Annotated in this window: 15 protein-coding genes; 10 read left to right on the plus strand and 5 right to left on the minus strand. The window is 57.6% G+C overall.

Annotated features, from left to right (window positions below; genetic code table 11):
• Positions 1-134: 134 nt before the first annotated feature.
• The 4 genes from cydD to infA all read left to right on the plus strand — a co-directional run bounded on the left by cydD (position 135) and on the right by infA (position 4,721).
• Complete coding sequence (gene cydD, locus FCL49_RS06360; RefSeq protein ID WP_174352857.1) at positions 135-1,901, plus strand: heme ABC transporter permease/ATP-binding protein CydD; 1,767 nt, start codon at positions 135-137, stop codon at positions 1,899-1,901.
• A gap of 2 nt (positions 1,902-1,903) precedes the next feature.
• Positions 1,904-3,640, plus strand: coding sequence for a heme ABC transporter ATP-binding protein/permease CydC (gene cydC, locus FCL49_RS06365; protein ID WP_174352858.1), 1,737 nt, complete (start codon positions 1,904-1,906; stop codon positions 3,638-3,640).
• A 30-nt stretch (positions 3,641-3,670) separates the two neighbouring features.
• Positions 3,671-4,396, plus strand: coding sequence for a leucyl/phenylalanyl-tRNA--protein transferase (gene aat, locus FCL49_RS06370; protein WP_012006107.1), 726 nt, complete (start codon positions 3,671-3,673; stop codon positions 4,394-4,396).
• Between the two features lie 106 nt (positions 4,397-4,502).
• Positions 4,503-4,721 (plus strand): translation initiation factor IF-1, encoded by a 219-nt coding sequence (infA, locus tag FCL49_RS06375; RefSeq protein WP_002211347.1) that lies wholly within the window; start codon positions 4,503-4,505, stop codon positions 4,719-4,721.
• Positions 4,722-4,933: 212 nt separating this feature from the next.
• Here the strand turns inward: infA and clpA are convergent, their stop codons facing one another.
• A complete protein-coding gene (gene clpA, locus FCL49_RS06380) occupies positions 4,934-7,213 on the minus strand; it encodes an ATP-dependent Clp protease ATP-binding subunit ClpA (RefSeq protein WP_012006106.1) in 2,280 nt (759 codons plus the stop codon).
• A 27-nt stretch (positions 7,214-7,240) separates the two neighbouring features.
• A complete protein-coding gene (gene clpS / locus FCL49_RS06385; RefSeq protein ID WP_004928347.1) occupies positions 7,241-7,561 on the minus strand; it encodes an ATP-dependent Clp protease adapter ClpS in 321 nt (106 codons plus the stop codon).
• A 359-nt stretch (positions 7,562-7,920) separates the two neighbouring features.
• On the opposite strand from clpS, the gene cspD reads away from it, so the two are divergent.
• Positions 7,921-8,142, plus strand: coding sequence for a cold shock-like protein CspD (cspD, locus tag FCL49_RS06390; RefSeq protein ID WP_012006105.1), 222 nt, complete (start codon positions 7,921-7,923; stop codon positions 8,140-8,142).
• A 75-nt stretch (positions 8,143-8,217) separates the two neighbouring features.
• On the opposite strand, the gene macB is transcribed toward cspD, so the two are convergent.
• Complete coding sequence (gene macB / locus FCL49_RS06395; RefSeq protein WP_174352859.1) at positions 8,218-10,164, minus strand: macrolide ABC transporter ATP-binding protein/permease MacB; 1,947 nt, start codon at positions 10,162-10,164, stop codon at positions 8,218-8,220.
• Positions 10,164-11,279: a macrolide transporter subunit MacA gene (macA, locus tag FCL49_RS06400; RefSeq protein WP_254611011.1), complete on the minus strand. Its 1,116-nt coding sequence runs from the start codon at positions 11,277-11,279 to the stop codon at positions 10,164-10,166. Before macA ends, macB begins: the two co-directional genes overlap by 1 nt.
• 191 nt (positions 11,280-11,470) lie before the next feature.
• Here macA and FCL49_RS06405 point away from each other — a divergent pair, with 191 nt between their 5' ends.
• Positions 11,471-12,439: a VirK/YbjX family protein gene (locus tag FCL49_RS06405; protein ID WP_174352861.1), complete on the plus strand. Its 969-nt coding sequence runs from the start codon at positions 11,471-11,473 to the stop codon at positions 12,437-12,439.
• On the opposite strand, the gene FCL49_RS06410 is transcribed toward FCL49_RS06405, so the two are convergent.
• Positions 12,436-14,100 (minus strand): ATP-dependent endonuclease, encoded by a 1,665-nt coding sequence (locus FCL49_RS06410; RefSeq protein ID WP_174352862.1) that lies wholly within the window; start codon positions 14,098-14,100, stop codon positions 12,436-12,438. The two genes, FCL49_RS06405 and FCL49_RS06410, sit on opposite strands and share 4 nt — an antisense overlap.
• 191 nt (positions 14,101-14,291) lie before the next feature.
• Here FCL49_RS06410 and FCL49_RS06415 point away from each other — a divergent pair, with 191 nt between their 5' ends.
• From FCL49_RS06415 to poxB, 4 genes are all read left to right on the plus strand, one after another.
• The gene (locus FCL49_RS06415) at positions 14,292-15,188 is read left to right on the plus strand and encodes a lysine exporter LysO family protein (protein ID WP_012006100.1); all 897 of its coding nucleotides are present in this window, start codon (positions 14,292-14,294) and stop codon (positions 15,186-15,188) included.
• A 171-nt stretch (positions 15,189-15,359) separates the two neighbouring features.
• The gene (gene hcp / locus FCL49_RS06420; RefSeq protein WP_174352863.1) at positions 15,360-17,009 is read left to right on the plus strand and encodes a hydroxylamine reductase; all 1,650 of its coding nucleotides are present in this window, start codon (positions 15,360-15,362) and stop codon (positions 17,007-17,009) included.
• Between the two features lie 54 nt (positions 17,010-17,063).
• Complete coding sequence (gene hcr / locus FCL49_RS06425; protein ID WP_174352864.1) at positions 17,064-18,068, plus strand: NADH oxidoreductase; 1,005 nt, start codon at positions 17,064-17,066, stop codon at positions 18,066-18,068.
• Positions 18,069-18,248: 180 nt separating this feature from the next.
• Positions 18,249-19,970: a ubiquinone-dependent pyruvate dehydrogenase gene (gene poxB, locus FCL49_RS06430; protein WP_174352865.1), complete on the plus strand. Its 1,722-nt coding sequence runs from the start codon at positions 18,249-18,251 to the stop codon at positions 19,968-19,970.
• The last annotated feature ends 78 nt before the right edge of the window (positions 19,971-20,048 follow it).

Here is a 20,048-nt window from a genome sequence, read left to right on the forward strand (position 1 = left end):
TTATTTTCAGTCTGCCGGGTGAAGAGGTAACATTGGCCTTCACTTGTTCGCTTCAGGTTGGGGCAAACACTTTTTTTAACAGTACGTTAACCTTGTCTGTAACAACAGGCGCCGGCGACGCAGACTCATATCTGATGAAAAAAACCAGACAGCAACAGTTAACCCGTTGGCTCAAAACTCAGAGCACCCTGGCGCAGCGTTGGTTGCGCCTTTCCATGTTGTTGGGGCTGATAAGCGGCGTTTTGATCGTCGCACAGGCATGGCTGTTGGCCGCCCTGCTCCACGCCCTGATTATCGAACACGCCCCGCGTGAACAGCTGATCCCCTCGTTTATCTGGCTGGCTGCCGCTTTCGCACTGCGAGCGGTGTTGAGTTGGCTACGTGAGCGCGTCGGTTTTATCTGCGGGCAGGTGATCCGCCAGCGTATGCGTCAACAGGTGCTGGATAAACTGCAACAGCTCGGCCCGGCCTGGATCCAGGGCAAGCCGGCCGGCAGTTGGGCCAGCATCATCGTCGAACAAATCGAAGATATGCAGGATTACTACTCCCGCTATCTGCCGCAGATGTACCTGGCGGTGTTTATCCCGGTGCTGATCCTGATTACCGTCTTCCCGATCAACTGGGCTGCCGGTCTGATCCTGTTGACCACCGCGCCGCTGATCCCAATGTTTATGGCGCTGGTCGGTATGGGTGCCGCCGATGCCAACCGTCGAAACTTTGTGGCCTTGGCACGGCTGAGCGGTAATTTTCTCGACCGCCTGCGCGGGCTGGATACGCTGCGCCTGTTCAACCGGGCTGAAGCAGAAACCGCGCAGATCGCCAAATCGTCCGAGGACTTCCGCAGCCGCACCATGGAAGTACTGCGGTTGGCATTCCTGTCCTCGGCAGTATTGGAATTCTTTGCCTCTATCTCCATCGCCGTGGTGGCGGTCTATTTCGGTTTCTCCTTCCTTGGCGAACTTAATTTCGGCAGCTACGGCACCGGCGTCACGCTGTTTGCCGGTTTCCTGGTGCTGATCCTGGCTCCGGAGTTCTTCCAACCTCTGCGTGACCTGGGGGCTTTCTACCATGCCAAGGCGCAGGCGGTGGGCGCAGCAGAAGCGCTGGAAACCTTCCTCAGCGCCGAAGGCGAGCAAATGGGCAGCGGCACACAACGGCTTGATACCGATGCGCCGCTGGAACTGCAGGCGCAGGATTTGGAGATCCTGTCACCGAATGGCGTACTGCTGGCCGGTCCACTGAGTTTCACCCTGCCGGCGAACCAGCGCATTGCCCTGGTCGGGTTGAGCGGTGCCGGTAAAAGCTCGCTGCTGAATCTGCTGCTCGGCTTTCTGCCCTATCGTGGTTCATTGACCGTCAATGGAATCGAACTGCGGGAGTTGGCGGCCGAAGGCTGGCGTCAGCAGCTTGGCTGGGTAGGTCAAAACCCGCACCTGCCGGCTCAGACGCTGCGGGCTAATATTCTGCTGGGGAACCCGCAGGCCAGCGAAGCCCAGTTGCAACAGGCGGTGGAGCAAGCCTACGTCGGCGAGATCCTGCCGAATTTGCCGCAAGGATTAGAGACTGAAGTGGGCGATAACGCCGCCCGCTTATCCGTCGGCCAGGCTCAACGCGTGGCCGTAGCCCGGGCGCTCATCAGTCCGCGCCGTTTACTGCTGCTCGATGAACCGGCCGCCAGTCTTGACGCCCACAGCGAACGGCGGGTGATGCAGGCGCTGAATGTCGCCTCGCACCAACAAACCACCCTGCTGGTCACCCACCAGTTGGAAGATACCGAAGATTACGACCAGATTTGGGTGATGGAAGGTGGGCAGATCGTTCAGCAAGGCGATTACGCCACGCTGAGTGCTCAACCGGGCCTGTTTGCCAATCTGATCGCACACCGCAGCGGGGATCTCTAATCATGCGCGTTTTGCTGCCGTTTCTGGCGCTATACCGTCGTCACAGCCTGCTGATTTGTTTGGGCATCGTGCTGGCCATCGTCACTCTGCTGGCCAGCATCGGCCTGCTGGCACTCTCCGGCTGGTTCCTCGCCGCGTCGGCCCTGGCCGGGCTGGCCGGTTTGTTTACCTTCAACTATATGCTGCCGGCCGCCGGTGTCAGGGGTGCCGCCATTTTCCGCACCGCCGGGCGCTACGCCGAACGCGTAGTCAGCCACGATGCCACTTTCCGCGTGCTGTCCCATCTGCGGGTGTTTACCTTTAAAAAGATCCTGCCGCTGTCGCCGGGCGGTATTGCTCGCTTCCGCCAGGCCGATCTGCTTAATCGCCTGGTGGCGGATGTCGATACGCTGGATCATTTATACCTGCGGGTGATATCCCCGCTGATCAGCGCCGCCGCCGTGATTGTGGTGGTGACCTATGGCCTGAGCTGGCTGGACACCACGCTGGCCCTGACGCTGGGCGGCATTCTGCTGTTGTTGCTGCTGTTGGTGCCACCGGTGTTTTATCGTGCCGGTAAGCCGATTGGCGGTCAGTTGACCGCACTGCGCGGTCAGTACCGTACCGATTTGACCGCCTGGCTGCAGGGCCAGGCCGAACTGGTGGTGTTCGGTGCCGTTGAAAGCTTCCGCACCGATCTGGATACCACCGAGCAGCGCTGGCAGCGCCGCCAATGGCAACAGGCTTCGCTGGGTGGCATAGCACAGGCACTGATGATACTGGCCAGTGGCCTGACGGTCACTTTGATGCTGTGGCTCACCGCGGCGGGCGTCGGCGGTGATAGCCAACCCGGTGCGCTGATTGCGCTGTTCGTATTTGCCGCGCTGGCCTCGTTTGAAGCGCTGATGCCGGTGGCCGGTGCCTTCCAGCATCTGGGTCAGGTGATCGCTTCCGCCACGCGGGTGAAACAGGTCATCGACCGGCAGCCGGAAGTGACCTTCCCGACCCATGGCCCGGCGGCCGAGGGCGTTGCCACGCTGAGCCTGCAACAGCTCACTTTCACTTACCCAGACCAGCCGCTGCCGGTCTTGCAGGATGTCACACTGGAGATTGCCGCCGGCGAACACATTGCGCTACTCGGGCGTACTGGCTGCGGCAAATCGACCCTGCTGCAGTTGCTAACCCGCGCCTGGAACGCCGACAGCGGTCAGGTGCTGCTCAATGGCCAGCCACTGAGCGCTTACGATGAAACCACGCTGCGCCAGATGACCACCGTGGTCAGCCAACGGGTGCATATTTTCAGCGATACGCTGCGTGAGAACCTGCGCATCGCCGCGCCTGCAGCGACCGATGAACAATTGCGCGAAGTATTGCAGCAGGTCGGCCTGGACAAGCTGCTGGATAACGAAGGGCTGAACGCCTGGCTGGGAGATGGCGGTCGCCAGCTTTCCGGCGGGGAGCAGCGCCGTCTGGGCATTGCCCGCGCGCTGTTGCATCAGGCACCGTTACTGTTGCTCGATGAACCGACCGAAGGCCTGGACGCCGAAACCGAACAACAGATCCTGGCGCTGCTGCGCCGGCACTGCCGGGGTAAAACGCTGATCCTGGTGACCCACCGTCTGTATGGGCTGGAGCACCTGGACCGCATCTGCGTGATGGATGGCGGCCAGATTGTCGAACAAGGCGATCATCTGACCCTGATGCGTCAACAGGGGCGTTATGCCCACTTCCGCCAACGTATCAGTGGCATACCGCTGTAAAATGGCCTGTAGAGGACGCTGAGACCTTTTATGCGCATAGTTAAGCTGTCACCGCATTCACTGGCGTTCCCCTCTCCTGAGGGCGCGCTGCGCGATCCTAACGGTCTGCTGGCTATTGGCGGCGATTTGACTGCGCCGCGCTTGCTGGCTGCTTATGAGCGCGGTATTTTCCCCTGGTTTTCACCGGGGGAAGCCATTCTGTGGTGGTCGCCTGACCCACGCGCTGTATTGTTCCCGGCCGAGCGCCATATCAGCCGCAGTCTGAAACGCTTTCTGCGCAGTAATCCCTTTCGCGTGACGCTGAATCACGACTTTGCCGCGGTGATCGCCGCCTGCGCCGACCGACCGGAAGAAGGCACCTGGATTGGCCCGGAAGTACAGCGCGCTTATTTGCATCTGCACCGCCTTGGCTTCGCTCATTCAATCGAGGTATGGCAGGGTGACGAACTGGTCGGGGGCATGTACGGCGTGGCTCAGGGCGCGCTATTCTGCGGCGAATCCATGTTTAGCCGTACCACCAACGCCTCCAAGTGCGCCCTGATGACTTTTTGCCGTCATTTTGCCGCTTATGGCGGAGAATTGATTGACTGTCAGGTGCTTAACGCTCACACTGCCACGCTGGGAGCGAAAGAGATCCCCCGAAGACAATTTTTGCAGCAGCTCAGCCAACTTCAGCGCAAGCCATTAGCGCCAGAATGCTGGGCACCGCAAGTGTTACCCCCACAGCAGGTTGAACCACCCTCCCCAACAAACTAATTTTGCGGAAACGGTGCAATGTTCACCGACACTTCTTTACATAATGTGGGTTTTTCGGCATTATCTTGCCGGTTAAAAACTAAGGTAGTTAGACCTAGAGGATTCGATGGCCAAAGAAGACAATATTGAAATGCAGGGCACCGTTCTTGATACGCTGCCAAACACCATGTTCCGCGTTGAATTAGAAAACGGGCACGTGGTTACCGCACATATCTCCGGTAAAATGCGCAAGAACTACATCCGCATCCTGACGGGCGACAAAGTCACTGTAGAGCTGACCCCGTACGACCTGAGCAAAGGCCGCATTGTCTTCCGTAGCCGTTAATCGGCTCACTCGTCGCCAGCCGATGGCGGCACCGAGGATGTAATGCCTCCGGAGCCCTTTCCGTTTACCCCCGTAGCAACGTTCAACACCGAGTTGCAGGTGCGCAGGTAAACTGAGAGGGCTCAATCATTTCTGTTGTGGTGATGATTTTCACCCATAAAAAAAGCGATGCCGAAGCATCGCTTTTTCTTTATCTGAATCTGACCCCAGACTTAGTGCACCGCACCTTCGTCCGCCTTGCGCATTGACGCGCTGATAAATTGATAAGTCAGTTTCTGGTTTTCTTTGTCCAACTCGACTTTCACCGAGCCACCGTCCACCAGCGAGCCGAACAGCAGTTCGTTGGCCAGCGGTTTCTTCAGGTTTTCCTGCATCACTCGCGCCATTGGACGAGCGCCCATCGCACGGTCGTAGCCTTTCACTGACAGCCAGTCACGCGCTTCGTCACTCACTTCCAGCGACACGCCCTTCGCATCCAGCTGCGCCTGCAGTTCGACGATAAACTTATCGACAACCTGCTGGATCACCTCGGTCGACAGATGGTTGAACCAAAGAATATTGTCCAGACGGTTACGGAATTCCGGCGTGAACACTTTTTTGATCTCTTCCATCGCGTCGGTGCTGTTGTCCTGCTGGACCAGGCCGATCGATTTACGTTCTGTCTCGCGCACCCCGGCGTTGGTGGTCATCACCAGGATCACGTTGCGGAAGTCCGCCTTACGGCCGTTGTTGTCGGTCAGGGTACCGTTGTCCATCACCTGCAGCAGCAGGTTGAACACGTCCGGATGCGCCTTCTCGATTTCATCTAGCAGTACGACCGAGTGCGGATGCTTGAGCACCGCGTCGGTCAGCAGACCGCCCTGATCGTAGCCGACATAGCCCGGAGGCGCACCAATCAGACGGCTAACGGTATGACGTTCCATATACTCGGACATGTCAAAACGCAGCAGTTTGATATCCATCGCCTTCGCCAGCTGTACCGTAACCTCGGTTTTCCCGACCCCGGTTGGCCCGGCAAACAGGAAGGAACCGACCGGCTTGCGATCGTGGCCCAGACCCGCACGGCTCATCTTGATGGCCTCGGTCAGTGCTTCAATCGCCTGATCCTGGCCAAATACCAGCATTTTCAGACGGTCGCCCAGGCTTCTCAACACATCGCGATCGCTCGCCGACACGGTTTTTTCCGGGATACGTGCAATACGCGCCACTACCGACTCAATGTCGGAAACGTTAACGGTTTTCTTGCGCTTGCTGACCGGCATCAACCGGCTGCGAGCACCCGCCTCGTCGATGACGTCGATAGCCTTGTCCGGCAGATGACGGTCGTTGATGTATTTCACCGACAGCTCAACCGCGGCACGCACCGCTTTGGCGGTATAACGTACATCGTGGTGCGCTTCGTACTTGGTTTTCAGGCCGTTGATGATCTGAATGGTTTCTTCCGGCGTCGGCTCGATAATGTCGATTTTCTGGAAGCGACGGGCCAAGGCGCGATCTTTTTCAAAGATGTTGCTGAATTCCTGGTACGTGGTCGAACCGATGACCCGGATCTTGCCACTGGAAAGCAGCGGTTTGATCAGGTTGGCGGCATCGACCTGCCCACCGGAAGCCGCACCGGCACCGATGATGGTGTGGATCTCATCGATAAACAGGATGCTGTTCTTATCCTGCTCCAACTGTTTCAGCAGGGCCTTAAAGCGTTTCTCGAAGTCGCCGCGGTATTTGGTACCGGCCAGCAATGAGCCGATATCCAGCGAATACAGCGTACAGTCCGCCATCACTTCCGGGACGTCGCCCTGCACGATGCGCCAGGCCAGCCCTTCGGCAATCGCGGTTTTACCCACGCCGGACTCACCCACCAGCAGCGGGTTATTCTTGCGGCGACGGCACAATACCTGAATGGCACGCTCCAGCTCGGGACCACGGCCAATCAAGGGATCGATACCGCCCACCCGGGCCAGTTGGTTGAGGTTGGTGGTGAAGTTTTCCATACGGTCTTCCCCTCCGGACTGCTCTTCGTTCACCGGGTTTTCCGCATTCGGCGCTTGGCCCGGCTCGTCTTTACGTGTGCCATGTGAAATGAAGTTCACTACGTCAAGACGACTGACGTCGTGTTTGCGCAGCAGGTAAGCCGCCTGCGACTCCTGCTCGCTGAAAATTGCCACCAGCACGTTGGCGCCGCTGACTTCACTGCGGCCGGAAGATTGGACATGGAATACCGCACGCTGCAGTACGCGCTGGAAGCTAAGCGTCGGCTGAGTGTCGCGCTCTTCTTCGCTGGCGGGCAGCGTCGGCGTGGTTTGTTCGATAAAGGCTTCGAGTTCCTGGCGCAGTGCGGCCAGGTCCACCGTGCATGCCTCAAGCGCTTCCCGCGCGGCAGGGTTGCTGAGTAACGCCAGCAACAGGTGCTCCACGGTCATAAACTCGTGTCTGTGCTCACGCGCTCTGGCGAAAGCCATGTTGAGACTGAGTTCCAGTTCTTGATTGAGCATAAGCACCTCCCCAATAGATTGCCTTATTCAGGCTTTTTCCAGCGTACAAAGCAACGGATGCTCGTTCTCCCTGGCATAACGGTTCACATGCACGACTTTGGTTTCCGCCACCTCGGCGGTAAATACACCGCAGATCGCCTTGCCTTGATAGTGGACCGTGAGCATCAGTTGCGTTGCGCGTTCAATATCATAAGAAAAGAACTTTTGCAGAACGTCAATCACAAATTCCATCGGTGTGTAATCGTCGTTGTTAAGTATAACTTTATACATAGACGGCGGTTTTACCGCATCGATTTGTTTTTCTTCGGCCAAGTGTTCAAAATTTAGCCAATCGTTGTTATTGCCCATCGCTGCTCATCTTCTCTGCTCTGTCCTTTAATATGGGGACAGGTTCCGGTTATTCAAAGTGGGGTATCCATACTATTTTATCATCTTCGCCGGCATCCCGCCGCACTGGAACGTGCGCAAAAATCTCTGATGAATTGTTACCAAACAATGTCAATAGCGTTACCTGCTTCAAACTTTGATGAACTGCTCCCTGCCGACAAAAGCCGATCCCTTGACGTGATAATCATTTGCTCTAGAGTGTAAATTCATGGGCTGGTGGTGTTTTAACCACTCTCGGGCTCATCTGCCGCCTGCCATTGGCGGGTGCGAATTCAGTTATTCATCTCACCTAAAAATAGCGTTGCGAGGGATGTAAAAGCATGGAGACGGGTACTGTTAAATGGTTCAACAACGCCAAAGGGTTTGGGTTTATCTGTCCTGAAGGCGGTGGCGAAGACATATTCGCCCACTATTCTACGATCAAGATGGACGGGTACCGGACGCTAAAAGCTGGCCAACAGGTCAGTTTTGACGTGCACCAGGGGCCAAAAGGGAATCATGCAAGTCTTATTGTGCCAGTGGAAAGCGAGGCGTTGGCCTAAACGCTTCCACCGAGTCAGTCTGAAACAGCGAAAAGAATGCCAGCCGCCGTATGACTGGCATTTTTTATTGGCTTGTTATTCGCGTGCCAGAGCGTCAATCGGGTTAAGCCGCGCCGCGCTGCGCGCCGGCAGATAGCCAAACACCACGCCGATGGCGGTAGAACAGACAAACGCACTCAACAACGCCGCCGGTGGGAAACTGATCTGCCAGCCCGGCAGGACAAGCTGCACCAGCAGGCCGATGGCAAACGACAGCGTAATGCCCAGGGCGCCCCCCACCAGACACACCAGTACCGCTTCAATCAGAAACTGCTGCAACACGTCCCCGGAGCGAGCGCCTACCGCCATACGAATGCCGATTTCGCGAGTGCGCTCCGTCACCGACACCAACATGATGTTCATCACGCCGATCCCGCCAACCACCAGTGAAATCACCGCCACCAACGTCAGGAACAACTGAAGCGTGCGGGTGGTTTTTTCTGCGGTCTGCACCAGGCTGTCCATGTTATAGGTGAAGATGTCTTTCTTGCCATGGCGCAGCGTCAGCAAACGCGTCAACTTCTGCTCCGCTTCCTGGCTATTGTAGCCCTCGCGAATACGCACGGTGATCGAATCAAAATAGGCGTTGCCCATCAGTCGGTTGGCCATAGTGCTATAAGGTACCCAGACGTTCAGCGTCTTGCTGCTGCCGAACATCGACTGCTTCTCTTTCGCCACCCCAACCACCGTCGCCGGCATATTGCCCACCAGGATCACCTGGCCTACCACATCTTTTTGATTGGGGAATAACCGGCGCTGGGTATTGGCGTCGATGACCACCGTTTGCGACTGCGATTGCACCTGCAGTTGATCGATACCGACGCCCTGGGTAAAGGTCATGCCGTAGACGCGGAAAAACTGTTCGCTGACTCCGGTAACATTGGCCGCCACATCGACGTTACCCAAGCGCAACCGCATGCTGCTGGCAATCGTTGGGGACAATGCATTGACGTAAGGCTGCTCACGCAGTGCCTCAAGATCGTCGTATTTCAGTGCCTGGCGGAAGGTCGGATCGTCGTCGCCGAAGTCCTTGCCGGGGTAAATGTCGACCGTATTGGTACCGATGGACTTGATATCCGCCAGCACCATCTGTTTGGCGGCGTCGCCGATCACCAGGATCGACACCACCGAGGCAATGCCGATAATAATGCCCAGCATGGTCAGCGCGGTGCGCATTTTACTTGCCGCCATCGCCCGCCAGGCCATCACCAATGCCTCACGAAAACGGCCGGTCGTTTGCTGCCAGGACGGTGCCGGTGCCACCATCTCCAGCGGTTTGGCGTTCGGGTTGCTCTGCCGATCCGGGCGTGAATCGGCAATGATCTCCCCGTCGCGAATTTCAATGATCCGCTCAGCCTGCTGGGCCACCGCCGGATCGTGAGTGACGATAATCACCGTATGCCCCTGCTCACGCAGTTGCTTGAGGATGGTCATCACCTCCTCGCCAGAATGGCTGTCGAGGGCGCCGGTCGGTTCATCCGCCAGGATCACCTGGCCCCCGTTCATCAGCGCACGGGCAATACTGACCCGCTGCTGCTGGCCACCGGAAAGCTGGCTTGGCCGGTAGCCAACGCGTTCACCCAGTCCCAAACGCTGTAACAACGCAATCGCCCGCTCGCGCCGCGCTGCCTTACCCAGCCCGGCATACACCGCCGGAACCTCAACATTATGCGCCGCGCTCAGATGAGGCAATAAATGATAACGCTGGAAGATAAAACCGAAATGCTCACGCCGCAGCCGGGCCAGCGCATCACCATCCAGCGTCGCCACGTCCTGCCCGGCCACCCGATAAACGCCGGCGCTGGGCTTATCCAGACAGCCAAGAATATTCATCAGCGTCGACTTGCCGGAGCCGGAGGCGCCCATAATCGCCACCATTTCACCGGCGTTGATGCTCAGGCTCACGTCCTTCAGCACCGCTACGGTTTGATCGCCCGACTGATAGCTGCGGCTGATACCGCTCAATTCCAACAGCGCGGCCATCAGAGAGCCTCCGCGCCGCCGCGGCTGACAATCACTTCATCGCCAATGTTCAGTCCGCTGAGAATTTGCACGTCAATATTATTACGCAGGCCAATGGCCACCTCGCGCTTTTCCTCCTTGCCCTGTTTCAATATCGAAACATGGTAGCGATTATCGGCGATTTGATCGCCCAACGCTGCCAGAGGAATGACCTGCACCTGATTGACGCCCGCCAGTTGAATATGCACCTGCGCCGTCATCTGCAGTCGCAGTAATCCCTCGGGATTGGGCACTTCAAAACGCGCATAGTAAAAGATGGCGTTATTGACCTTTTCCGGTGTGGGCTGAATATCTTTCAGCACGCCGTCAAAGCGTCGGTTAGGATCGCCCAGCACGGTAAACCAGGCTTTTTGACCCGGCTTGAGGCTGATGACGTCTGCTTCCGACACCTGAGCCTTCACCAGCATGGTGCTGAGATCCGCCAGCGTCAAAATGTTCGGAGCCTGCTGCGCGGCAATCACCGTCTGGCCCTGCAGCGTGGTGATTTGCACCACGTCACCGTCCATCGGTGCTTCTATACGGGTAAACGCCAGATTGATCTTGGCGGTATCCAGGCTGGCCTGATTCCTGGCGATCTGCGCCTGAATGGTACCCACTTGCGCCTTCTTCACCGCCAGCTGTGTCGCCGCCTGATCCAGATCCTGACGCGACACCGCCTGCAATTTGGCCAACGCCTGATTACGCTGCAGCGTTACCGCCGCCAGCTGTTGCTCAGCCTGTGCCTGTTGCAACTGGGCGTGCAGCTCACGCAACGTCGCCTCACCCTCACGGATGCTGTTTTGCGCCTGCTGCGGATCGATCACCCCAAGCAACTGGCCCTTTTTCACCCGGTCGCCGATCTCGACATACAGGCTTTCCAACTGCCCACTGACCTGCGCACCCACGTCAACCTTGCGTACCGCGTCAAGCTGTCCGGTCGCCAGTACGTTTTGCTGTAGATCGCCCTTGGCCACCTTCACCGTTTTAAATGGCGTCGGGGCCGGGTGGCTGAAGTGCCAGGCCGCCATCGCCACGATCGCCACCAGTACGATTAGCGCCATGACCCAGCGTCGCTTATGTCCTTTAAACCACGTCAAAATAGGTTCCTGCCTGTTGCAATTCATGCTGCCAACGGCGGCAGCGGGGCTAAATTATCACGCACGGTGATGAATAACTAAACCTTGGTTCAACACAATGTGGAGACACCCTTGGTTACATTCTGCATTGAACTCCCGTTTAGTGAAGGCTTGGTGAAATAGCGCCATTCAACACAGCCAAGGATTTCATCATGTCTCAGCTCAGCTATCCACTCGTATCTGCACGCCCGCTTAACGGCTGGCAATTGATGACGGCGCTGGCCAATGGCGACAAGGCACCCAGCAAAGCCTGGAAGAAAACATCATTTCGCCTGAAGTTTATCGGCCGTTCATTATTTGGCTGGCCGACCACCAGCGCCCTGCTCAACACCCTGGCATCCAATCCTTTGCTGGATGAAATACTGAAGGCGCAACCCAATCTGCCCTGCAAACTGCATCGCCCTTATCTGGCGGCGAATATGAGCAAAATCGAGAGCCTGTTCGCCCTGCGCGATCATTACGCTCTCAGCAAGCAACGCATGCCGATGAAAATGCTGCTCGGTCATCTGAACAAAACCTTTGTACTGGCCAAAGCCAGTGGCAAGAGCGGCGAAACGGTTTCACTGGAACTGGCGTCCATCGATCATCTGAATAAGGAAGGGGAAGTCACCTTGCTGCTGCGTAACGCCAACGGCATCATGCTGGCCGAAATCACCTTCGCACTGGTGCACTATCAGCAGCGACCGACGCTGTTTATCGGAGGAATACAGGGGGCCAATCAGCAGGTACCACATGCAGAAATCCAGCAGGCCACCAAAGAGTGTCACGGTCTGTTCCCGAAACGCCTGGCGCTGGAAGGGATTTGTACTCTGGCGCGCCATATGGGCATTCAGCAAATTGTAGCGGTCGGCAACGCTACCCATATCTATCAGAACTGGCGTTATCACAGTAAAAAGAAAGACCAGCTGCATGCCGATTACGATCAATTCTGGACATCAATGGGCGGCAAAATGCTGGAAAGCGGCTATTTCCTGCTGCCGGAACAGATCGCCCGTAAACCTATCGATGAGGTGGTCAGCAAAAAGCGTGCAGAATACCGCCGTCGTTATCAATTGCTGGACCAGCTGGAACAAGGGATGGCCGAGCACTTCAGCACCCAGCCTTGTTTTGCCGGGGCCTAGTCGGCCCGGCCACGCGCCAGCCAGATCACACGTGAGAACATTTTTTTCAGCAATGGCGGCACCGAGTCCGTGCCCCACTCGCCCGCTTGCATCGCCACCTCAATCGCCAGGTCGGGCTTCGAAGAGTGATGCACTGCCTTGAGGATCACCTTGCGTACCGGCATCTGCGCATTGCTGGGTACCGAGGCGACCCGGTAATAAACCGGGCTGAAACCTTCACGGAACATAAAGTGTTCCATATCCGGCGCCGGTAACGCGGTCAGCCGGTCACGCTCGTTATCCTCATGGTTATCCAGCATGCCGCGGACGGTGCCGGCGTATTTACGCCCTGCTTCATCGCCGTCCACCAACGCATGCCACTCAATGCCCATACGCCGGGCGAACCTCAGCAGCGGCTTCAGGCCGCACTGGGCGAATTCGATCACCCGTACCCCTTCCGCCTCAAAATGATAACCACACTGGCGCGCCAGTTCGTTGAGCAGCCAGACTTCGGTTTCGCCTTCTACCAGCAGCCAACAACGGGCAAACAGCGACGACGGCCGATTAAAACGAATATGAAAGGAAATGCGCCGCCCATCTTCCGGCCCCAGCCCGCGTGGCCCAAGACGATAAGTGGCTACCCGCCCCGACTCACGCACCAACCGACAAACGTGCTCAACCGGCACCAGGGAGACCAGTTCGCTGGAGTTGGTGGTGGTGATGCGTTGCAGCGGCAATTGGTTAAGCAGCCCCCAGGCCACCGACAGCATGATCGGATGCAGGCGCGTTTCCGGGTCTTCCACCAGCAGCAGCGGCCGGGCGTGCGGATCCAGTTTGACGCTGCCCTTGGCCTGTAACAGCGTAGAAAACATACCCAGTAGAATAAGACGCATGCTGCGACTATTGGGTTCGGCCACCATACGGTTGATACTGTCCAGCGAGCGCCATGCCTGCTGATCCTGATCTTGACCCAGCCGTTGTCGGCGCGGTCGCGTCACCTGTGATCCCTGCTCGGCAAAGTAATGTTCCAACAGTTGCTGCATAGCCGCCAGCCCCTGGCGCAGTTCGGCATTGGTCAGCTTTTGCGGGTTGCGTACCAGCTCACGCGTCAGTTGATCCAACTGCTGGGCCAGTGCCTTATTATCGGCCGGGTGTTCATCATTCAACGTGCTGGGCCGCAGGCGGCGGATAAAACGCGCATCGCGCAGGCGCAGTACCGGGTGGATACGGATAATGGCGTGTGCCAGTTGCTCAATATGGTGCAACTGCATCGGGTTGCCTTCGGCATCAAGAAAACCGCGCCAGGTGCAAACCGTGCCGTCATCGGCCAGTTCACCTTCGCAGCGATAATAAATGCGGTTCAGGTTATCCCCGCCCTTGACCCACAGCGGCGACAGGTGGCGGTAACGTGGTAGATGAGCATGGCCGATATCTTTCTCGCAGAAGGTAAATACCACCTGCAGGTGCCGATCTTTGGCCTCTTCCTCACCGGGCGGGAAATGGAAGTCGTGCGCTTCAAAACGGTACAGCTTGGGTTCCGGTGCCAGCAGCAGGGTCAGCGCGTCAAGCAGGCTGGATTTACCCCAGGCATTTTCGCCGATCAGCAGCGTGTTGTCGTCCAGCATCAGTGACAGCCGGTTAATACCGCGGAAACCTACAATCTCGATTCGCTCTAAGAACATCTGTCGCCTCCCGTGCGCGCGGTCACCGTCCTTATGGGGTGGCCTCCTCAGAGCATGGTCAAAAAACCCCTTGCAGGTCAAGCGGACGACGTCAAATCTGCCGCTTTACTCCAGACGTGGTTTTGGTTAGCGTGTGGGGCCTCGTCGCTCATCCAGGCGCCGCCCTCAGAACAAAGGACGCAAGCTTCACCATGTATTCAGGACTGCTGATTATTCTGTTACCGCTGATTGCCGGTTACCTCATTGCGCTACGTAGCCGGACGTTACTGCAAACCATCAACCGCCTGCTGAGCTGGATGGTCTACGTGATCCTGTTTTTCATGGGTATCAGCCTGGCGTTTCTGGAGGATCTGAGCAGCAACCTGGTGTTGATATTCCAGTATGCTTCGGTGTTTTTCCTGTGCATTCTCGCCGCCAGTTTGCTGATGCTGGCACTGCTGGAACGCAAAATGCCGTGGCACAACAGCCATAAACAGGAAAAACTGCCCTCACGCCTGCATATGGCGCTCGAATCGCTCAAGCTTTGCGGCGTGGTACTCGGCGGTTTCCTGCTCGGCCTGACACAGTGGCAATGGCTGCAATTTGCCAACAAGGGCAGCGAGTACGCCTTGATCTTCCTGTTGCTGCTGGTGGGCATCCAGCTGCGCAACAGCGGCATGACACTACGCCAAATCGTGCTCAACCGGCGTGGCATGATAGTGGCCGTGGTGGTGGTGATCAGTTCACTGGCCGGCGGTGCTCTGGCGGCGCAACTGCTGGGGCTGCCGATTAAGGCCGGGCTGGCCATGGCGTCCGGTTTCGGCTGGTATTCGCTTTCCGGCATTTTAATCACCGATGCCTATGGCCCGGTGTTAGGTAGTGCGGCCTTCTTTAACGATCTGGCGCGTGAACTGGTAGCCATAGTGCTGATCCCTACTCTGGTACGTCGTAGCCGCTCCTCGGCACTGGGTCTGTGCGGCGCCACCTCCATGGACTTTACCCTGCCGGTATTGCAACGCAGCGGGGGGATGGAGATAGTGCCTCCGGCCATTGTGCATGGCTTTCTACTCAGCCTGCTGGCACCGGTACTGATCGCCCTGTTCTCTTGACCCTTCTCCGGGGGGCAGCCCCCGGAAAGCGTAATAATTCCCATCCGCACGGTAAAATTGCGCTAAATCAAACTTGCCCTTGGTAGCATCACAAAAGCCTTTTTAAGCCCCGGTTGCCGATCTATGCTCTTAAACAAGCATTACAAATGCAACTTTAAAAAGGAAGTGATTATGTTTTGTGTGCAATGTGAACAAACTATCCGTACCCCGGCAGGCAACGGCTGCTCTTATGCCCAGGGTATGTGCGGCAAAACGGCGGAAACCTCCGACCTGCAGGACTTACTGGTCGCGGCGTTGCAGGGGCTTTCCGCCTGGGCGCTGCAAGCGCGGGCGCTCGGGATTGTCGATCATGATATCGACAGCTTTGCCCCACGTGCTTTCTTCTCTACCCTGACCAACGTCAACTTCGATTCAGATCGCATCATCGGTTACGCACGCGAAACCATCGCCCTGCGCGGATCCCTGGCCACCCGCTGCCGTCTGCTGGACGCCAGCGTCCATGTCGAACACCCATTGGCCAGCCTGCAGTTGGCCGGTGATGATATGCCTTCGCTGCTACAGCAGGCCGCGCAGTTTGCCCTGAATAGCGATAAAGCCGAGGTCGGCGACGACGTGCACGGCCTGCGCATGCTGTGCCTGTACGGCCTGAAAGGTGCAGCGGCCTATATGGAGCACGCCCACGTACTGGGTCAGTCCGATGACCAAATCTACGCCGACTACCACGCCTTTATGGCCTGGCTCGGCACCCAGCCACGTGACGTAGATACCCTGCTGAACAACGCCATGGGTATCGGCAAAATGAACTTCAACGTGATGGCGATCCTCGATCACGGCGAGACTCAGGCCTACGGCGATCCGGTGCCAAGTGCGGTGAACGTGCGCCCGGTGGCAGGCAAGGCGATTTTGATCTCCGGTCATGATCTGAAAGATCTGCGCATGCTGCTTGAGCAAACCGAGGGCCAGGGCGTGAACGTTTATACCCACGGTGAAATGCTGCCGGCGCACGGCTACCCGGAACTGAAAAGATTCAAACATCTGGTGGGCAACTACGGCAGCGGCTGGCAGAACCAGCAAACCGAGTTCGCCAAATTCCCCGGCCCGATCCTGATGACCTCTAACTGCATTATCGATCCTAATGTCGGTAACTATGGCGATCGTATCTGGACGCGCAGCATCGTCGGCTGGCCGGGCGTTAACCATCTGGAAGGTGAAGATTTCAGCCAGGTGATCGCTCAGGCGCAGGGCATGGGTGGCTTCCCCTATACCGAAATCGAACATATGATCACCGTCGGCTTCGGCCGCCAAACGTTGCTCAATGCGGCCGATACGGTGATTGACCTGGTGGCGCAAAAGAAACTGCGTCACGTCTTTTTGGTCGGCGGCTGTGACGGTAGCCGCGATGAGCGCAGCTATTTCACCGACTTCGCCCGCAGCGTTCCGCAAGACTGCCTGATCATGACGCTGGCCTGCGGCAAATACCGCTTCAACAAGCTGGATTTCGGTACCCTGGAAGGCTTGCCACGCCTGCTGGACGTCGGTCAGTGTAACGACGCCTATTCCGCCATCATGCTGGCGGTCAAACTCGCCGACACCCTCGGTTGCTCGGTGAACGAACTACCATTGAGCCTGGTGCTGTCGTGGTTTGAACAAAAGGCAATCGTCATTCTGCTGACGCTATTGTCACTGGGGGTTAAAAACATTGTCACCGGGCCGACCGCACCGGGCTTCCTGACCGACAACCTGATGGCGATCCTGAACGATAAATTCGGTATGCGCCCGATCACCACCGTTGATCAGGATCTGCAAGCCCTGCTCGGCTAATGCCACTGTTTCTCGGGGCCGCCGATGTCGGCCCCTTTGCTTTTGAGGTGCCCTATGACCCAACCCAGCCCACTTTGCCCCAACCGCATGCAGGTACATTCGATCCAGCAGGAAACCGCCGACGTCTGGACACTCAACCTGATCTGCGATGTTTATTACCCTTATCAACCCGGCCAGTTTGCGCTGGTCAGTATCCGTAATAGCGAAGACACTCTGCGCGCCTATACGCTGTCCTCCTCGCCCGGCCAGAGCCGCTTTCTCAGCATCAGTGTGCGTTGCCTGCCGGACGGCACGGGTTCACGCTGGCTAACCGGCGAAGTCAAACCCGGCAACACCCTGTGGCTGTCCGATGCGCAAGGCGAGTTCAGCTGTGTACAACATCCGGCGGACAGCTACCTGATGCTGGCGGCCGGATGCGGCGTCACTCCTATCATCTCCATGTGTCGCTGGCTGGTGGCGAACCGTCCTGCCTGTGATATCGCGGTGATCTTTAATGTCCGCACTCCCGCCGATACCATTTTTGCCGAGCAGTGGCGCGAGTTGTGCGCCAGCCACCCGCAACTGCGGCTGACGCTGATGGCCGAACAGGACATTCAACCGGGTTATCTCAATGGGCGAATCAGTGCCGAAGTGCTGCGCCAGGCGGCGCCGGATATCACCGAACGCACCGTGATGACCTGTGGCCCGGCCCCCTATATGACCCAGGCAGAACGGCTTTGCCTGCAGCTTGGCGTGCCAGCCGACCGTTTCCATAAAGAGCAGTTCCATACCCCGACAGCCACCGATGGTGAACAGGGCGAAGGATTAACCTTGCGCGCCGCGCGCCCTCTGCGTGAGTTTCGTGTACCGGTTGGCAGCACGCTACTGGCAGCAATGGAGACCCATGCGCTGCCGGTCAACGCCGCCTGCCGCGCCGGGGTGTGCGGATCATGCAAAACCCGCATCCTCGAAGGTGACTACACCACCACCAGCAGCATGACCCTGACCCCGGCTGAAATCGCCCAGGGCTATGTGCTGGCCTGCAGTTGCCAACTGCAAGGTGACGTCACCCTCGCCTGATATTTGCGCCCCGTCGGTCAGGATGGGGCATTTATCGGCAAGCAAGCTTTACCTTCCCCTTCTACACTTTCCCGGTTCCAGGCTTTTATCAGGTTCATCTGCTCAATATCTAAAAAGCTGTACCCAATGGATTTCAATTAGTTGAAAAAACAGGGTATTTCTATCATATTTGGGGGAACTATGAAGCAAACCGTAGCCACACTGATCGCCAAAACTTTGGAACAGGCCGGTGTGAAACGCATTTGGGGCGTCACCGGTGATTCGCTCAACGGACTCAGCGACAGCCTGCACCGTATGGGCACCATCGAATGGCTGGGAACCCGCCATGAAGAGGTCGCCGCCTTCGCCGCCGGTGCAGAAGCCCAGTTGACCGGTCAGTTGGCGGTTTGTGCCGGCTCCTGCGGGCCCGGCAACCTGCATCTGATTAACGGCCTGTTCGACTGCCACCGCAACCATGTGCCGGTGCTGGCGATTGCCGCACACATTCCCTCCAGCGAGATCGGCAGCGGCTATTTCCAGGAAACCCACCCGCAAGAACTGTTTCGCGAATGCAGCCACTACTGTGAACTGGTCTCCAACCCGGAACAGTTGCCCCGGGTACTGGAAATCGCCATGCGTAAGGCGATCCTCAATCGCGGCGTATCGGTGATCGTCCTGCCGGGCGACGTGGCGCTGCGTATGGCACCGGAAGACGCCAGCATGGTGTGGCACACCCCGGCACTGCCGCTGGTGCAGCCGCCAATGAGCGAACTGAACAAGCTGACGGAGACCCTGAACAAGGCGAAGAACATTACGCTGATGTGCGGCAGTGGTTGCGCCGGCTCGCATGACGAAGTGGTCAAGTTGGCCGAACTGTTACAGGCTCCGGTGGTTCATGCGCTGCGCGGTAAAGAGCATATCGAATGGGATAACCCTTACAGCGTCGGCATGACCGGGCTGATCGGTTTCTCTTCCGGCTACCACGCCATGATGAATGCCGATACCCTGGTGCTGCTCGGCACCCAGTTCCCGTACCGCGCCTTCTACCCGACCAATGCCAATATCATTCAGATTGACATCAACCCCGGCAGCATCGGCGCACACTGCCCGGTCAATATGGCGCTGGTGGGAGATATCCATACCACCCTCAGCGCTCTGCTGCCGCAGATAGAGCCAAAGAGCGACCGGGCATTTCTCGACAAGGCGCTGGAGCACTACCGCACGGCGCGCAAGGATCTCGACGGGCTGGCGACGGCCAATGACGATCAGCCGATTCACCCGCAGTATCTGGCGCAACAGCTCAGTCAGTACGCCAACGATGACGCCATCTTCACCTGCGACGTCGGCACGCCAACGGTGTGGGCGGCCCGCTATTTGAAGATGAACGGCAAACGTCGCCTGCTCGGGTCGTTCAACCATGGTTCGATGGCTAACGCCATGCCACAGGCGATTGGCGCACAGGCCACCGAACCGGACAAACAGGTGATCGCCATGTGCGGCGACGGCGGCTTCACCATGCTGATGGGGGATTTCCTGTCGCTGGCGCAACTGAAACTGCCGGTCAAGATTGTGATTTTCAACAACAGCGTGCTGGGCTTTGTGGCGATGGAAATGAAGGCCGGTGGCTACCTGACCGACGGCACCGATCTGCACAACCCTGATTTTGCAGCAATCGCCAACGCCGCCGGCATCAAAGGCATTCGCGTGGAGAAAGCTTCTGATTTGGATGGTGCGCTGCAGGAAATGCTGGCGCATCCCGGCCCGGCACTGCTGGACGTCGTCACCGCCAAACAGGAACTGGCGATGCCGCCGCAGATCAAATTCGAGCAGGCCAAGGGCTTTAGCCTGTATATGCTGCGCGCCATTATCAACGGCCGCGGTGACGAAGTGGTCGAGCTGGCAAAAACCAACTGGTTGCGTTAATAATCGTGTCCTCTTTCAGCTAAAACTATCCCCAACAGATTTCAAGTTGCAGCCAGGCGGCAAGCATGATAATCCCCA

This window comes from Serratia proteamaculans (assembly GCF_013337185.1).
GTDB classification, from domain to species: domain Bacteria; phylum Pseudomonadota; class Gammaproteobacteria; order Enterobacterales; family Enterobacteriaceae; genus Serratia; species Serratia proteamaculans_D.

Excerpts from the sequence above, each read along its gene's own strand:
- cydD (WP_174352857.1), top strand. The coding sequence starts at position 135 with ATGAAAAAAACCAGACAGCAACAGTTAACCCGTTGGCTCAAAACTCAG.
- cydC (WP_174352858.1), top strand. The coding sequence starts at position 1,904 with ATGCGCGTTTTGCTGCCGTTTCTGGCGCTATACCGTCGTCACAGCCTG.
- aat (WP_012006107.1), top strand. The coding sequence starts at position 3,671 with ATGCGCATAGTTAAGCTGTCACCGCATTCACTGGCGTTCCCCTCTCCT.
- infA (WP_002211347.1), top strand. The coding sequence starts at position 4,503 with ATGGCCAAAGAAGACAATATTGAAATGCAGGGCACCGTTCTTGATACG.
- clpA (WP_012006106.1), bottom strand. The coding sequence starts at position 7,213 with ATGCTCAATCAAGAACTGGAACTCAGTCTCAACATGGCTTTCGCCAGA.
- clpS (WP_004928347.1), bottom strand. The coding sequence starts at position 7,561 with ATGGGCAATAACAACGATTGGCTAAATTTTGAACACTTGGCCGAAGAA.
- cspD (WP_012006105.1), top strand. The coding sequence starts at position 7,921 with ATGGAGACGGGTACTGTTAAATGGTTCAACAACGCCAAAGGGTTTGGG.
- macB (WP_174352859.1), bottom strand. The coding sequence starts at position 10,164 with ATGGCCGCGCTGTTGGAATTGAGCGGTATCAGCCGCAGCTATCAGTCG.
- FCL49_RS06405 (WP_174352861.1), top strand. The coding sequence starts at position 11,471 with ATGTCTCAGCTCAGCTATCCACTCGTATCTGCACGCCCGCTTAACGGC.
- FCL49_RS06410 (WP_174352862.1), bottom strand. The coding sequence starts at position 14,100 with ATGTTCTTAGAGCGAATCGAGATTGTAGGTTTCCGCGGTATTAACCGG.
- FCL49_RS06415 (WP_012006100.1), top strand. The coding sequence starts at position 14,292 with ATGTATTCAGGACTGCTGATTATTCTGTTACCGCTGATTGCCGGTTAC.
- hcp (WP_174352863.1), top strand. The coding sequence starts at position 15,360 with ATGTTTTGTGTGCAATGTGAACAAACTATCCGTACCCCGGCAGGCAAC.
- hcr (WP_174352864.1), top strand. The coding sequence starts at position 17,064 with ATGACCCAACCCAGCCCACTTTGCCCCAACCGCATGCAGGTACATTCG.
- poxB (WP_174352865.1), top strand. The coding sequence starts at position 18,249 with ATGAAGCAAACCGTAGCCACACTGATCGCCAAAACTTTGGAACAGGCC.